The 14,970-nt window shown below is 34.3% G+C and carries 14 protein-coding genes; 3 read left to right on the top strand and 11 right to left on the bottom strand.

The features are described 5' to 3' along the window. Positions 1-30: 30 nt before the first annotated feature. A complete protein-coding gene (locus BSF41_RS15720) occupies positions 31-735 on the bottom strand; it encodes a Crp/Fnr family transcriptional regulator (protein ID WP_095930458.1) in 705 nt (234 codons plus the stop codon). Between the two features lie 176 nt (positions 736-911). On the opposite strand from BSF41_RS15720, the gene BSF41_RS15715 reads away from it, so the two are divergent. The 3 genes from BSF41_RS15715 (at position 912) to BSF41_RS23625 (ending at position 6,908) form a co-directional block, all read left to right on the top strand. Further along, positions 912-4,430, top strand: coding sequence for a nitrate reductase (locus BSF41_RS15715; RefSeq protein ID WP_095930457.1), 3,519 nt, complete (start codon positions 912-914; stop codon positions 4,428-4,430). A 298-nt stretch (positions 4,431-4,728) separates the two neighbouring features. Beyond that, positions 4,729-6,159, top strand: a complete 1,431-nt coding sequence (locus BSF41_RS15710) for a rubredoxin (RefSeq protein ID WP_095930456.1) — start codon at positions 4,729-4,731, stop codon at positions 6,157-6,159. Between the two features lie 131 nt (positions 6,160-6,290). Then, on the top strand, positions 6,291-6,908 hold the full coding sequence (locus BSF41_RS23625; protein WP_141248155.1) for a hypothetical protein: 618 nt from the start codon (positions 6,291-6,293) through the stop codon (positions 6,906-6,908). A gap of 256 nt (positions 6,909-7,164) precedes the next feature. Here the strand turns inward: BSF41_RS23625 and moaA are convergent, their stop codons facing one another. From moaA to glp, 10 genes are all read right to left on the bottom strand, one after another. Next, positions 7,165-8,172, bottom strand: coding sequence for a GTP 3',8-cyclase MoaA (gene moaA, locus BSF41_RS15700; RefSeq protein WP_095930455.1), 1,008 nt, complete (start codon positions 8,170-8,172; stop codon positions 7,165-7,167). Then, positions 8,159-9,073 (bottom strand): bifunctional molybdenum cofactor biosynthesis protein MoaC/MoaB, encoded by a 915-nt coding sequence (gene moaCB / locus BSF41_RS15695; RefSeq protein WP_095930454.1) that lies wholly within the window; start codon positions 9,071-9,073, stop codon positions 8,159-8,161. Before moaCB ends, moaA begins: the two co-directional genes overlap by 14 nt. Before the next feature lie 9 nt (positions 9,074-9,082). Further along, the gene (locus BSF41_RS15690; RefSeq protein WP_035648088.1) at positions 9,083-9,514 is read right to left on the bottom strand and encodes a molybdenum cofactor biosynthesis protein MoaE; all 432 of its coding nucleotides are present in this window, start codon (positions 9,512-9,514) and stop codon (positions 9,083-9,085) included. Between the two features lie 23 nt (positions 9,515-9,537). Continuing rightward, the gene (locus tag BSF41_RS15685) at positions 9,538-9,891 is read right to left on the bottom strand and encodes a lysozyme inhibitor LprI family protein (protein WP_095930453.1); all 354 of its coding nucleotides are present in this window, start codon (positions 9,889-9,891) and stop codon (positions 9,538-9,540) included. A gap of 21 nt (positions 9,892-9,912) precedes the next feature. Continuing rightward, the gene (moeB, locus tag BSF41_RS15680; protein WP_095930452.1) at positions 9,913-10,986 is read right to left on the bottom strand and encodes a HesA/MoeB/ThiF family protein; all 1,074 of its coding nucleotides are present in this window, start codon (positions 10,984-10,986) and stop codon (positions 9,913-9,915) included. Positions 10,987-10,997: 11 nt separating this feature from the next. Continuing rightward, entirely contained in the window at positions 10,998-11,237 is a 240-nt protein-coding gene (locus BSF41_RS15675; protein ID WP_095930451.1) for a MoaD/ThiS family protein, read from the bottom strand. Between the two features lie 2 nt (positions 11,238-11,239). Beyond that, positions 11,240-12,028 carry a uroporphyrinogen-III C-methyltransferase gene (gene cobA, locus BSF41_RS15670; protein WP_095930450.1) on the bottom strand — a complete coding sequence of 263 codons (789 nt, stop codon included), beginning with the start codon at positions 12,026-12,028 and terminating at the stop codon, positions 11,240-11,242. Between the two features lie 5 nt (positions 12,029-12,033). Continuing rightward, a complete protein-coding gene (locus BSF41_RS15665) occupies positions 12,034-12,606 on the bottom strand; it encodes a molybdenum cofactor guanylyltransferase (RefSeq protein ID WP_095930449.1) in 573 nt (190 codons plus the stop codon). 174 nt (positions 12,607-12,780) lie between these two features. Further along, the gene (locus BSF41_RS15660; RefSeq protein ID WP_095930448.1) at positions 12,781-13,527 is read right to left on the bottom strand and encodes a sulfite exporter TauE/SafE family protein; all 747 of its coding nucleotides are present in this window, start codon (positions 13,525-13,527) and stop codon (positions 12,781-12,783) included. A 204-nt stretch (positions 13,528-13,731) separates the two neighbouring features. After that, a complete protein-coding gene (gene glp, locus BSF41_RS15655) occupies positions 13,732-14,904 on the bottom strand; it encodes a gephyrin-like molybdotransferase Glp (protein ID WP_095930555.1) in 1,173 nt (390 codons plus the stop codon). Between the last annotated feature and the right edge of the window lie 66 nt (positions 14,905-14,970).

Raw genomic sequence — 14,970 nt, 5'->3', positions numbered from 1 at the left:
AGCATCTTAGAATCTTAGCAACTTAGAACCTTAAAAATACTTATGCTCCATAATTTCAGATCTTAACTCTGAAACTTCTAAAATCCCAACACGCTTTCCTTCCGTTTTAATCAATGATTCTTTTTTAAGGCTTGATAAAATACGTATTGCTTGTTCTTCTGTAGTTCCTGCAAAATCGGCAATTTCTTTTCGCGAAAGCTCAATATCAATCAAACCATTCGTTTGTCCGAATTTGCGATGAATATAAAGCAACAAATCAATTACACGTTCGCGAACATTCATGTGTGCAATCTTGCGGATATTGTTTTCACTTTTGTTCAATTCTTCGGCATAAAACAACATTAAAGCATAGGTAAATTCAGGAACTTGCTGTAAAATTTCCTGCATAGTTTCGTTGCTGAAGTTACACAGAACCGTATCTTCCAGCGCATAAGCACCAATTAAATAACGTTTACTCGTTCCAAATCCACGGAAACCAATAATATCACCATTTGCGGTTAAACGAACAATTTGTTCACGACCGTTAATTCCAGTTTTTACTGTTTTAGCTTTTCCTTTACAAATAAAATAAAGACCTTGCAACGGTGCACCTTCTGTAATAAACTGATCTGTTTTTTTACAGGTAATACTTTGCTTTTTAGAAACATAACCTGCCATCTGTTCTAAATGCAGATGTTTCTTGATAAAACAATTTTCATTGACGCAGGAATAACAATCGGTTTGCTCTTCTTTCATGAGTCCTAAATTTTAGCACATTAAAAACTAATTTGTTGTTCCTCATTTATTTTTACCAAAATTAAAAAAATAAATCTAAAAAATACGTATTAATACGTAAAAATACTTATTTTTGCGTAAGTACTTTTCTAAAGTCAGATCAATCAATAAAAATAGTATATCTAAATAGAACTCTAATGCAAACTACGAAGATCAAAACTACCTGTTCCTACTGTGGCGTTGGCTGTGGTATAATTGTGACCAACGATGCAAAAAATGGAGTAATGGTAGAAGGCGACAAAGATCATCCTGTAAACAAAGGAATGCTGTGTTCTAAAGGGATGAACTTGCATTACGTAGTTAATGATACCTCTGACAGAATTTTGTATCCAGAAATGCGAGGAAGTAAATCCTATCCGCTGGAACGCGTAAGTTGGGATACGGCTCTTGACCGAGCTGCTGCAGTTTTTTCTTCTATCATAAAAAAACATGGACCAGATAGTGTTGGATTTTATATTTCTGGACAATGTCTAACTGAGGAATATTATTTAGTCAATAAACTTGTAAAAGGGTTTCTAAAAACCAACAATATAGACACCAACTCCAGACTTTGTATGAGCTCTGCGGTTGTGGGTTATAAAAAAACTTTTGGAGAAGACTCTGTTCCAATTGCTTATGATGATATTGAGTTAGCGGACACTTTTTTAATTACAGGAGCAAATCCTGCTTGGTGCCACCCTATTCTTTTTAGAAGATTAGAAAAACACAAAGAGAAAAATCCGAAAACCAAAATAATTTGTATCGATCCTAGAAGAACCGATACAGCTGCTTTTGCCAATTTACATTTGCAGATTATTCCAGGTTCAGATATTATTTTATATCATGCCATTGCCAAACGCATTATCGAAAAAGGTCACGTCGATCATGATTTCGTAAAAAATCACGCCGAAAATTTTAAACAATATAAAGACCTTGTTTTAGGAACTTCTCTTGAAAAAGCATCTAAACTTTGCGGAATTTCTGTAAACGACATTAAACTTGCCGCCGATATTATAGGAAAAGCAAAAGGTTTTATTTCGCTTTGGGCAATGGGATTAAACCAAAGTGCTGTTGGCGTTGATAAAAATACGGCATTGCTGAATTTATCTTTGTTAACTGGACAAGTTGGGAAACCAGGTTCTGGGCCATTTTCATTAACAGGTCAGCCCAACGCAATGGGCGGAAGAGAGGTTGGCGGAATGGCAACACTTTTGGCTGCACACAAAGACATTGCAAACCCAACGCATCGTAAAGAAGTAGCTGATTTTTGGGGCGTTGACGAGATTTCGGACAAACCGGGTTTAACGGCAACAGAAATGTTTGAAGCCTTAGAATCTGGAAAAATGAAAGCCGTTTGGATTATCTGCACCAATCCATTAGTGAGTTTACCTGATTCTAGAAGAGCCGAAAAAGCGCTGCAAAACGCAAAATTCGTAGTTGTTCAAGATATTTCGCATAATGCTGATACAGCCAAATTTGCCGATTTACTATTGCCTGCTGCTGGTTGGTTAGAAAAAGAAGGAACGATGACCAATTCGGAACGTCGTATTTCATATCTGCCAAAAGGAATCAATGCGCCTGGAGAGGCACTTCCAGACATTGAAATCTTAATTCGCTTTGCTAAAAAAATGAATTTCAACGGATTCAATTTCAACAGCGCCGAAGAAGTTTACAAAGAACATTGTGCACTTACCAAAAACACGAATATTGATATTTCATTTTTAAATTATAATCGTTTAAAAACCGAAGGAACTTTTCAGTGGCCCGTTCCAGATTATAATCATCCGGGAACTCCACGATTGTTTACCGATAAAAAATTCTATACGCCTTCTGGAAAAGCGATTTTTAATCTTCCCGTTTCAATCGAAAATACTTCGGTACAGCCTAACGACGAATTCCCCTTTATTTTAACCACAGGAAGAATTCGCGACCAATGGCATACGATGACAAAGACGGGAAAAGTCTCTCGTTTGTTAACGCATATTCCAAGTCCTGTTTTAGAAATAAATCCGATTGATGCTTTTAAAAACGATATTAAAAATGGAGATATTGTGGTGGTTTCAAGCAAAAACGGAGAAGTTCGCGTAAAAGCAAAAGTAACCGATTCGATCAAAGAAAAGGTCGTTTTTCTGCCGATGCATTGGGGAAAACAGCTTGAAAATGATTTGAATAGAACGAATAATTTAACGAACAACGTTGTCGATCCAATTTCAAAAGAACCTGATTTTAAGTTCACAACCGTTTCGATTAAAAAATACGTAAAACCATTTCAGAAAATTGCCATTGTTGGTGCTGGAGCGGCTTCTTTCCGATTCATTCAAAACTATCGCGAATTCAATTCAACTGATGAAATTATTGTTTTTTCCAATGAAGTAAATCCGTTTTACAATCGTGTTTTGCTTCCCGAATATATGACTGGGGAATTCAGTTGGGATCAGCTTTTAAAAGTTAAAGATGGCGAAGCTTTCAATAAACTGAAAATTACCATGAAAGCCGGCGTTGCAATTGAAAAATTAGATTCAAAACAAAAAACAATTGTTGACAGTCAGGGCGAAATTCACACTTTCGATTCTTTGATTTTAGCAACAGGAAGCCGCCCGTTTATTCCAGAAAATGCACAGCTTCATCTTGCTGGACGTTTTACCGTTAGAAGAAAAGAAGATGCCGACCGTTTGAAAAAACACTTAGACAATACCAATCTTCCGCCAGAAGAACAGCATGTTGTCATTATTGGCGGTGGGTTGCTAGGTTTAGAATTGGCTGCGGCTTTAAAGCATAAAAAAGTAAAAACTACAATTGTTCAGCGTGCTTCACGTTTAATGGAGCGTCAATTGGATCTAATTTCAAGCAAATTATTGGCAGAAGAAGTACAATTGCGTGACATTCAGATTTATTTTGATAATGAAGTCAGTACTGTTTTTGAAACCGATAATCCGAATGAAATTGAAATTGCTTTAAAGAGCGGAAAAATCATTACGGCAAATGCAATTGTGTACACGATTGGAACTATTCCGAATATCGAAATTGCTCGCGAAAGCGGTTTAGCCTGCGGACGCGGTGTAAAGGTAAATCAGTATTTACAAACTTCAAATCCTGATATTTTTGCGATTGGAGAAATAGCAGAATTTGATAATAAGTTATTCGGAATCACTTCTGCCGCCGAAGAACAAGCTGATATTCTGGCTAACTTCCTTGCGGGCGATATTAGCAGTTATTACAAAGGCTCGATTTTAATGAATATTTTAAAATTAGAAGACATTAATCTTTGCAGTATTGGTGATCTTAACATTCCAGAAAATGATGATTCCTACGAAGAAATTGTTTTTGCCGATTTGAAAAAACGCTATTACAAAAAATGCATTGTAAAAGATGATCTTTTAGTTGGAGCGATTTTAATGGGCGATAAAAACGAGTTTGCTGAATTTAAAACCATGATAGAAAGCAAAATCGAATTATCAGACAAACGAAATACGCTTTTGAGAGGAAGTTCAAACGCAAAACCAGTTTTAGGAAAACTAGTCTGTTCGTGCAGTCAAGTTGGAGCTGGAAACATCGAAGAAACGATTAAAAGCGGTGTAAGTGATTTTACGGATTTATGCAAAAATACAGGAGCAGGTTTAGGATGCGGAAGCTGCAAAACGGAAGTAAAGGAGATATTGGCGAAGTGCAAGGTTTAGTTGCTTTTGTTATGTTATGTTATGTTATGTTATGTTATGTTGTGTTGATCTAAACGCAAAGTTCGCAAAGGTTTTTCGCAAAGTTTCGCAAAGAATAATATTCTCTGCTTAATTGTTTTCTATCGAAAAAAGTTCGCAAAGCTATGCGCTAAAATCTTTACCCAAAGCTTTGTGAACTTTGGCAACTTATTATAAAATAAAAAAACTTTGCGAAACTTTGCGAAAAACCTTTGCGAACTTTGCGGTAAAATTTATGTTCAAAGTAAAGCAACTTGAAACCTGAAACAAAGAAACAAAAATGGAACTAACAAGATTAATAGTAAAAGGAGGCGTTATTTCGCCAGGAGAACTTAGGGAAGTTGTGAATATCGCTTTGGAAGAAGGTCTAGATTCGATTTCGTTTGGTTCTAGACAAGATATTATTTTTCCTAAAGGATTTAAATCTTTGGATAAAACCACTTTAGGAAAACATCATTTTGTTTATCCCGATCAAAAAAGCGGCAACAATATTGTTTCTTCTTATGTTTCGACTGATATTTTTAGAAATACAAATTGGCTTACAGGAAACCGTTTTTTATATGTTTTAGAAGAATTTAAAGAACAGCCAAAACTAAAAGTTAATATAACCGATCCGAAGCAGCAATTGGTTCCTTTGTTTACAGGACATTTGAATTTCATTGCTTCAGAACACGAAGATTATTGGTATTTATACATTCGTCTTCCAAAATGGGAAAAAATAGAAGTTTATCCTGTTTTAATTTACAGTTGGGATTTAGCTAAGATTTATTACGAAATCGAAAAAATTTCCGAAGAAGATGCAATTGATATCGAACTGCTTTTCACTTTGGTTAGTGAAGCTTTAGACACCAACAACAGAACAATTGACAAACCGTTGAATATTCCCTTTTACCCATTTCCGTATTACGAAGGAATGAACAGAATGGGAATTGATCAATATTGGCTGGGATTGTACTGGAGAAACAATTTATACGATTTGGATTTCCTGAAAGAAATGTGTGATTTGTGTTTTGAATGCAAAATCGGGAAAATCTGTATTACGCCTTGGAAATCTTTCATTATAAAAGGAATCCCGAAAGACCGAAAACTAGAATGGGAAAAATTCCTAGGAAAACGCGGCATCAATGTCCGCCATTCACTATTAGAATTAAATTGGCATTTACCCGTTGCCATGGAATGGGCTTTAAATCTAAAAACTTTTCTAGTTAGAACATTAGATCAATTTGATATTAGTACGTACGGATTGAATTTCGGAATTTCAGAATACAATCGCGACGGGCATTATTTTACTTCCATTATCATCGAAAAAAATGAACTCCCAACAGCTTTAGAATCCATAAAAATCAGAGATACTTATAATGTATTGTTCGCAAAGAATTTCGATCCAAATACTCGCGAATATATCGTGCATTCACAAGATATAGATAAGCTCGAACTACCAACTATTTTAATTGAGTTAAGCCGAAAATATTTTGAAGAACTAGGAAATACAACATCTGAAACCACCAAAAAACAACAGAAAAAAGAAAAACCACAACAGGATATTTACCAATGTCAGGAATGCTTAACGCTTTATAATTCAGAATACGGAGACGAAACTCAGGGAATTCCAAAAGGTCTTTTGTTTGAAAATCTTCCTGAAACGTATTGCTGTTCTCTTTGTGAAGCGCCAAAAAGCAATTTTAGAATTTTGGAAACAGTTGAAAATTAATAAGTTCTATTATTTCTGTATTCAAAAATTGCGTATATTTAGCTTAACTAAGAATTTACACTAAAGCGTCACACTTCAGAAGCTTTAAAACCACTTGGTTACAATCTATTTACTCAATAAAAAATACAGTTATGATAAAAAGAACAACACAATCTTCTGCTGATAAAGCTACCGATGTTCCAGCAGAAACAGCTGTAGAAAGCACTACAGAAATACAGCCAGAAACTAAAACAACAATTAAAAGGACTACTAGAACTGCAGTAAAACCGACAACTGCCAAAACAGCTACAACAAGAACAGCTGCTGCCAAAGCACCTGCTGCAACTGTCAAAACTGCAGCAAAAACTCCTGTAAGAGCAGCTTCTAAAACAGCACCGAAAGCTACTGCGAAAAAACCTGCAACAACATCTGCAAAAACAGAACCTATCGTTTCTGAAATTGTAGAAATTAAAACCAATGACGTTGCCGAAAACAAACCTATTGTCACTGTTGAAAAAATTGGTAAGGAGAAAAACGACATAAAATCTAAGCTAAAAGCTAAACTTAAAGCAAAAAAAGAGAAAGAAAAGAAAAGAGAAAAAGCGATTAAAGCTGTTATCAAAAAATTAGAAAAAGCGAAAAAAGCAAAACTAAAAGCAGCCGAAAAGAAAAAAGAAAAGGCTAAAAAAGCAAAAGAAAAAGCGAAAACTAAGAAACTCGAAAAGAAAACGAAAGCTCAGAAAAAGACAAAAGCTAAAAAGAAAAAATAGTATTTAGAAAGGTTTAACTTAAAAAAAGTTAAACCTTTTTTTTATTTTCATTAGCAATGTAAATACAGTTTGTCATTCTGAGGAACGAAGACACGAGCGATAGCGAACTGACGAAGCAATCATACTAAAAACTTCTCACAGTAATTTGTCAATCTTTGTGGATTTACGAGTGTGATTCTTCGTTCCTCAGAATGACAAAACTATGCGGTCAAAACTTCTACTTCGCTCAGCGAGACAATTCACAATTCACAATTAATTACCCCCCAATCGCAATCATACTGCGATTGTCAAAATGTTTTGCAGGATCGTCCATTTCATCCATCGTAGCCATTCCCGCGCGGACTTTCTTTTTATTCTGAATCGATTCTGAAATCAAATTTTCGATAGATTCTCCATTTCTAAAAGCCGTTAACAAATCGGTTTCTGAATTAGAGAAAAGGCAGTTTTTTATTTTTCCGTCTGCCGTCAAGCGGATGCGGTTGCAGCTGTCACAAAACGGATTTGTTATGGAACTAATAATTCCGAAATCGCCTTGGAAACCTTTAATTTTATAATTTCTTGAAGTAAAGTTTTTTTCGTCTTCTAATTTCAGAATTTCTCCTGAAGAAAATTGAGTTTCAACTAAAGATAAAATTTCTTGTTGCGAAACCATTTTGCTTCTGTCCCATTCGTTTCCGGCAAAAGGCATAAATTCAATAAACCGAACCGAAATAGGAAGAAACTGAGTCAGTTTTACAAAATCTACAATTTCGTTATCATTAAAACCTTTCATCAAAACGACATTTACTTTTACCTGAAAATCATGATTTAAAAGCAAATGCAGATTATCTATTACTTTCTCAAACTGATTTCTAAGCGTTATAGAAGCAAATTTAGAAGCAACCAAAGTATCTAAACTCAAATTGATTTTTTTGACTTTAAACTGTCTTAAAACTTCAATATGGCGATCAACTAAGATTCCGTTTGTCGTCATAGAAAGTGAAATGCCAAGTTCTGATAACTTAGAAACAATTTCAGGAAAATCCTTTCTCAGCAAAGGTTCACCGCCTGTTAATCTTATTTTATCGACACCATTTTTTACGAAAGTTTCAGCAATTGCAAAAATCTCATCGGCCGTCATTAAACTGGCTTTTGGAGATAATGCGATTCCATCCGCTGGCATGCAATACGTACAACGCAGGTTGCATTTTTCCAGCAGCGAAATGCGCAGATAATTATGCTTGCGCCCAAAACCATCCGTCAAAATAGTGTTAGAGGCTGTCATGATTTTTTCCTTTTAAAATATGAAAAACGTGCATTACGTGCGGAAAAACGGCATCCATAGATTCTCTCACTCCGTTTGTTGAACCTGGCAAAGCCAAAACTAGACTTTTACCTAAAGTTCCCGCAACACTTCTAGAAAGCATTGCATACGGCATTCTCTGCTGACCGTAACTGCGAATGGCTTCTTCTATTCCTGGAATTCTACTTTCTAATAATGGTTCTAAAGCTTCTGGCGTAACATCTCTCGGAGATAATCCAGTTCCGCCTGTAAAAATGACCAGCTGATTATCTTTAGCGAAAGCTTTTGTTTTTTCCTGAATAATATCCAATTCATCTGGAATAATTTCGTAATGAGAAGTTTCAACTCCGTAAGAATCCAGTTTCTCTACAATTGTTTTTCCTGAACGATCTTCTTTATCGCCTGCAAAAATCGAATCGGAACAAACGAAAACTGCCGCTTTAATTACATTCGGAAATTTATTTTTGAAAGACGATTTTCCGCCTTCTTTATTAATTAATTTGATAGTCGAAATTTCGATTTCTTTGTCAATTGGTTTTAGCATATCATACATTGTAAGCGCTACAATTGATGCGCCGTGCATGGCTTCAACCTCAACTCCCGTTTTATAAACGGTTTTTACTTTGAAAATAATATGAATGTCTAGATCTTCGATATTGTATTCTACAGAAGTAAATTCAATTGGAAGCGGATGACAATCTGGAATGGATAAATGTGTATTTTTTACCGCAAACAGTCCAGCCGTTTTTGCCATTTCAAACACGTTCCCTTTTGGCACTAAATTGTTGACAACAGCATCAATTGTTTCTTGCTTGCTGACTTTTACAATTGCGGTTGCTGTTGCGACTCTTAAAGTGCTTATTTTATGCGTAATATCTACCATTATAATTTCTTAGGTATTTTGTTTCCAAGTGAATGTATCGTTTTCAAACATTTCTTTACCAAAAATCGGAACATCGGTTTTAATCCAATTTACAATGGCTTCTGTGGCTTCATAAACTTGTTTGCGACGTGTTGCCGAAACAAAAACAAATAGACAGATTTCGCCCGCTTTTACAACGCCTAAACTGTGGTAAATGTGCATGCAGGTTAAATCGAATTTAGCAAAAGCTTTTTCTCGAATTGCATACAAAGCTTCATTCGCCATGTCTGTATACGCCGAATAATCGATTGCTACGACGGTATTGTCGTGAATAACATCGGCACGGACTTGCCCTAGAAAAATATTATGCGCTCCAATCGTATGTTTCGATTGGTGTTTAGCAATAGATTCCGCTATAAATTCAGGAGCAATTGGCCCTTCTACAAATACATTTTTACTCATTTTTATGTTTTTTAATAAGGACTTTAAAATCCATTCATCAAACTTTTCAATTCCTTTGTTCTGCTAATAGTGAGCTGCATTCTACAATCTGCATACATTTTATTTGCAATAACACCACCGTAACCTTCTGAATAGCTTTTAAATTTACAATTTGAATCTCTAAACTTTATCCAGTCTTTTTGAGAAACGACTAAAGCTGTCTGATCTTTTGTTCCTAATTTCTTTTTCAGCTGATTATAAACTTCATTCAATTCTTTATCAGCTTTATCATAAGCATCATAGAGTTCTGTTTCGCCAGTAGCATCAACATGAGTTTGTGAAAACCCAAATTGAGAAAAACAAAAGAACAAAAACAATCCGAAAATGACTTTATTCATAGTAGCCGTTATTAATTAGTTTTACTGGATTTTTTCATGCAATGATTGTTTCATCGCTAAAGCACCACCAGAAATACTTTTTATATTTTTAAATTGATGTTTTTGAAGCAATTCAGTTGCAATTTTACTTCTGATTCCAGATTGGCAAAAAACGTAAATAGTTTGATTTAAATTCAGTTTTTTAATTTCATTTTCTAGATTTACCAACGGAATCTGAAGGGTATTTTTCAAATTTATTTTTGGTAGTTCGTCTTCATTTCGAACATCTAAAAAAAGAACCTCATCGTTTTCTATTTCATCAAAAATAAGCTCAAATTTTATTTCTTCAAACTGATTTTCAGATGAATTATATTTCTGTTCAAAATCTTCTTTGGTCATTTCTACTTCAGAACTTTTTTCAAAATCATATTTCTGCTGCTCATTATTCAAAATATTATAAACCAGAATCTTTCCGCTTAAAACTTCTCCAACTCCTAGAATCATTTTTAGGACTTCATTGGCCTGAAACATTCCGATGATTCCAACTGAAACTCCTATTACACCAGCATCTTCACAATTTAATGCACTATTATTTTCATCTGGATATAAGCAGCGATAGGTTGGTCCGTTTTGATAATTGAAAACCGAAACTTGCCCTTGAAATCTAAAAATAGATCCGTAAACCATTGGTTTATGGGTTGCGAGACAAGCATCATTAATCAAATATTTAATTGCAATATTATCTGTTGCATCAACAATAATATCATAATTTTCAAACAACGAAATAGCATTTTTACTTGATAATTTCTCTGCAAAAACATTCACTTTAATAAGCGGATTCAGTTCTAAAATCATCGCTTTCGCTTCAGCCGCTTTTCTTTTTCCAACCGCTGAACTTTTATAAATTACCTGTCTATGAAGGTTCGAAATCTCGATAACGTCATCATCTACAATTCCGATTTCACCAACTCCCGCACCTGCTAGATAAGGCAGAATCACAGCGCCCAAACCTCCTGCACCAATAACCAAAACTTTAGATTTCAGCAATTTGTACTGGCCATCCTCTCCTATCTCAGGAAGAATAATTTGTCTGTTATATCGTGAAGTTTCGCTCATTAGGTTTGGTTTTATCCTCCGGCAAATGGTGGCAATAATGCTACAATATCACTAGTCTGTAAAGTATAATCTGAAGTTTTAGAAACTATTTTCTGATTTACAGCAACGCTGAAAGTCAGCGAATCAAACTCGTATTTTTCGTTTAAATCCTGTAATAATTGCTGCAATGATAATTCTTCCGAAAAAGATAATTTTTCGAATTCACATTTTGTTTTTTCAGCAACAGCTCCAAAATATTTAACCTCGATCATTTTTATAAATTTAAATTCTGAAAAATAAATTCGTCTTCAAAGTGTTCTTGAAAATACGAAATCCAACTTGATGTATTTCTCACTACTTCGCCAATCACAATAATAGCAGGCGATGATATATTTTTTTCAGCTACCAATTTAGTAATTGTATTGATAGTTCCAATTACTTTTTGCTCTGAGTTTTTTGTTCCATTCTGGATAATCGCAATGGGCAAATCGTCATTTCTGTTTTCTTGATAGATCGAAATGATTTCGTCTAATTTATGCATTCCCATTAAAATAACCACCGTTGCTGCCGATTTTGATGCTAACAAAATATCTTTTGATAATTTATGATCTGAAGTCGTTCCTGTAATAACCCAAAAACTTTCGGCAACTTTACGCTGTGTCAAACTGATTCCGACAGAAGCTGGAACTCCTAAAGCAGATGAAATTCCAGGAACAATAGCCGTTTCGATTCCAAAATCTTCTGCAAATTCGATTTCTTCACTTCCTCTTCCAAAAACAAACGGATCACCGCCTTTTAAACGTACAACATGTCCATAACGCTTTGCCATAGAAACAATCAATTCGTTAATCTGATCTTGTGTGTAAGCGTGACAGCCTAAACGTTTTCCAACAAAAACAATTTCTGCATTTGATGCATATTCGAGTAATTCTTCGTTTACCAAAGCATCGTACAAAACCACATCGGCACTTTTTAAAGCTTTGATTGCTTTTATAGTAATCAATTCAACATCGCCTGGACCTGCACCTACAATCGTCAATTTTGGTGTTTTAAAATTTCGCATAGTCTTTAAGTTAAATTGATATTCAGATCGTTTAATTCGTCGGCCGAATTGATATTGGTCAAATGATAATTTTCACTTTCTTCTATATTGATAATCTGATGCGGTAGTTTAGCTAGCAGATCCATCATTTTTAATTCATTAGAATCAATTGCTTCTTTTATAACCGGAACAATATTTTTTGAATAAATTCCGATTAACGGATGGGTTTTACTTTCGGAAGCAAAAACTGTAATTCCTGCTTCTTGCGTATGTTTTGAAATTAATTCCTGCAATAATTCGGTTGAAATTAACGGAATATCACAGCTTAAAATCAAATTGAATTCGGTTTCAGAATGTGATAATGCGGTGTAAATTCCTCCCAGCGGACCTTTGTCTACTACTAAATCCTGTATTTTTTGATACGGTAAATAATCGTATTCTTTTGATCCTGTAATGAGCTTAATTTGATCTGTTATAGGTAAAATCGCCTGAATGATATGCTCTATAAATGGCTTATCCTGAAACAAAACCAATCCTTTTTCTGACTGCATTCTGGTGCTTTTTCCTCCGCAAAGAATAAATACTGTTAGTGTTTCCATGGTCTTTTTTGTTTCAGGTTTTTAAGTTGCAATGAGTTTTTTTACCGCAAAGTGCGCTAAGTTTTTTATTCATTTAACTTTTAAATTAAGTTCGCAAAGCTTTGCGAACTTTGCTATTTTAAAAACCGCTTTTACAAAACCTTGCATGCTTTGCGGTTAAATTCAATTTTATTTTCAAGGAAAAATCAATTTAACACTTGCCATTAAAATCACTGTTCCTAATACCATTTTTAATGTTCTGTTGGAGAAAGATCCACTTCCGTAAAAACCTCCTAACACTCCTCCTACTACAGCAATTGGAACGAGATAGAAACTTTCCATCGGAATTGTTTTTCCTCCTAAAAAGAATCCTAACATTCCAGCAAATGAATTCACAAAAATGAATAAACTCGAGATTGCCGCCGATTCTTTTACTGATGCCCATCCTAAAAATAATAGAATCGGACTTAAAATAATTCCACCGCCAATTCCGAGCATTCCAGATAATAACCCGATGGCAAAACCGATGGCTAAAGCGAACGGAAGATTTATTTTTACTTCTTCTTTTTCTTTAAAACTAAAAACTCCAAACAATCTCAAAGCAGCAAAAACCAATACAATTCCTAAAACAATTTTATAAATCGCATTATCTAAGGTTATAAAACCGCCAATAAACGCCGCTGGAATCGATGCTATCGCAAACGGGTAAAAGAGCTTTGGTTTGAAATAATTGTTTTTATAATAAAACAAAAACGAAATACTCGAAACAAACAAATTCAACAGCAAAGCCGATGGTTTCATTACAGAAACCGGAAAAGCAAAAATGCTCATCAATGCCAAATATCCCGATGCTCCGCCGTGCCCTACGCTTGAATATAAAAATGCTATTATAATTAAGGCAAAACTGAATAATAGTATATTTTCGGAAGTTAGGAGATTCATGTATTTTGTTTTATTTGTTTCAAGTTTAAAGTTTCAAGTTTATTGCTATGTGTTTTTATTTATATAGCGCTTTTCGTTTATTATCCAAAAATCTTTATTCTTTATTCTTTATTCTTTATTCTTTATTCTTTATTCTTTATTCTTTATTCTTTATTCTTTATTCTTTATTCTTTATTCTTTATTCTTTATTCTATCTAAAAAACTCTAATCAATTGGTAGAATCGTTACCGACTCGCCTTTTTTGATATTTTCAACATCTTCTGGTACTATTACTAATCCGTTCGCTACAGCAAAAGAATTTAGCATTGCAGAACTTTGTCCATCTAAAATTTCAACACTTGTTTCATTATATAATGCTTTTAAAAAAAGTGTTTTACCTGTGTTATTTACGATGTCGTTGTCTAATTTTCGAACAATCTTTGACAAATGTGCATTAGAAAATCCCATTCGGTTTTTGACTGCTGGATATACATAAATATAAAAATTTGTCAAAGATGAGGCTGGGTTTCCAGGCAATGCAAAAACCAAAGTATCATTTTTAGAGCCAAAAAACATTGGTTTTCCAGGTTTTTGATTGATTTTGTAAAAAAGCTCTTCTACTTCATTTTGCAGTAATGCTTCTTTCACAAAATCATAATCTCCAACAGAAATTCCACCCGAAATAAGAACGATATCGTATTTTTCTAAAATATCTTTTAAAGCCTTTTTTGTTGCTTTTAGATTATCTTTTACTCGATAAACTTTTGCTTTTTCAATCCCAATTGTTTGAAGCGCAGCTTTAAGCATAACCGAATTACTTTCAAATATTTTGCCTTTTTTTAATTTCTTCCCCGGTTCTGTTAATTCATTTCCGGTAACCAAAATGGCAACTTTGGGCTTTTTATAAACTTCAATTTCTGTAATTCCTAAACAGGCTAAAAATCCAATTGCAGCCGGAGTAATTAAAGTATTAGCTTCAAAAACTATATCATCTTTAGCAATTTGTTCTCCTTTTAACCGAACATTTGCTGATTTTTCTGGCATTGTGGCAATCAAAATTGAATCTTTAGTTGCCATTACATGCTCTTGCATTACTACCGTATCTGCATTATCAGGAATAAAAGCTCCAGTAAATATTCTAATGGCTTCGGTTGCTTTTAGCTTTACATTGGAATGATCTCCTGCTTGAGAAATCCCAACTACATCGTATTGATGCCTGATACTGTGTGTAAACGCGTATCCATCCATAGCCGATTGGCGAAATGGAGGCATGTTTATTGGCGAAATCACTTTTTCTGCTAAAACATATCCTAAAGCTTTGCTGGCTTGAATATATTTTGTTGGCATTTTAGTACTGTTCGCTTCAATAGTCGCTAAGGCTTCTTCAACTTTAATCATTACTGGCATTTTATTATAAAGCAAAAAATACTTATTACAAATATAAGTATTTTTACTTAGTTATAA

It is taken from the genome of Flavobacterium sp. ACN2, from assembly GCF_002303885.1.
GTDB lineage: Bacteria > Bacteroidota > Bacteroidia > Flavobacteriales > Flavobacteriaceae > Flavobacterium.
The sequence above is the reverse complement of the archived record's forward strand: the minus strand, read 5'-3'. Positions and strand labels throughout refer to the sequence as shown.

Bases quoted from the DNA above. Each gene is read 5' to 3' on its own strand.
- BSF41_RS15720 (WP_095930458.1), bottom strand. From the start codon at position 735: ATGAAAGAAGAGCAAACCGATTGTTATTCCTGCGTCAATGAAAATTGT.
- BSF41_RS15715 (WP_095930457.1), top strand. From the start codon at position 912: ATGCAAACTACGAAGATCAAAACTACCTGTTCCTACTGTGGCGTTGGC.
- BSF41_RS15710 (WP_095930456.1), top strand. From the start codon at position 4,729: ATGGAACTAACAAGATTAATAGTAAAAGGAGGCGTTATTTCGCCAGGA.
- BSF41_RS23625 (WP_141248155.1), top strand. From the start codon at position 6,291: ATGATAAAAAGAACAACACAATCTTCTGCTGATAAAGCTACCGATGTT.
- moaA (WP_095930455.1), bottom strand. From the start codon at position 8,172: ATGACAGCCTCTAACACTATTTTGACGGATGGTTTTGGGCGCAAGCAT.
- moaCB (WP_095930454.1), bottom strand. From the start codon at position 9,073: ATGGTAGATATTACGCATAAAATAAGCACTTTAAGAGTCGCAACAGCA.
- BSF41_RS15690 (WP_035648088.1), bottom strand. From the start codon at position 9,514: ATGAGTAAAAATGTATTTGTAGAAGGGCCAATTGCTCCTGAATTTATA.
- BSF41_RS15685 (WP_095930453.1), bottom strand. From the start codon at position 9,891: ATGAATAAAGTCATTTTCGGATTGTTTTTGTTCTTTTGTTTTTCTCAA.
- moeB (WP_095930452.1), bottom strand. From the start codon at position 10,986: ATGAGCGAAACTTCACGATATAACAGACAAATTATTCTTCCTGAGATA.
- BSF41_RS15675 (WP_095930451.1), bottom strand. From the start codon at position 11,237: ATGATCGAGGTTAAATATTTTGGAGCTGTTGCTGAAAAAACAAAATGT.
- cobA (WP_095930450.1), bottom strand. From the start codon at position 12,028: ATGCGAAATTTTAAAACACCAAAATTGACGATTGTAGGTGCAGGTCCA.
- BSF41_RS15665 (WP_095930449.1), bottom strand. From the start codon at position 12,606: ATGGAAACACTAACAGTATTTATTCTTTGCGGAGGAAAAAGCACCAGA.
- BSF41_RS15660 (WP_095930448.1), bottom strand. From the start codon at position 13,527: ATGAATCTCCTAACTTCCGAAAATATACTATTATTCAGTTTTGCCTTA.
- glp (WP_095930555.1), bottom strand. From the start codon at position 14,904: ATGATTAAAGTTGAAGAAGCCTTAGCGACTATTGAAGCGAACAGTACT.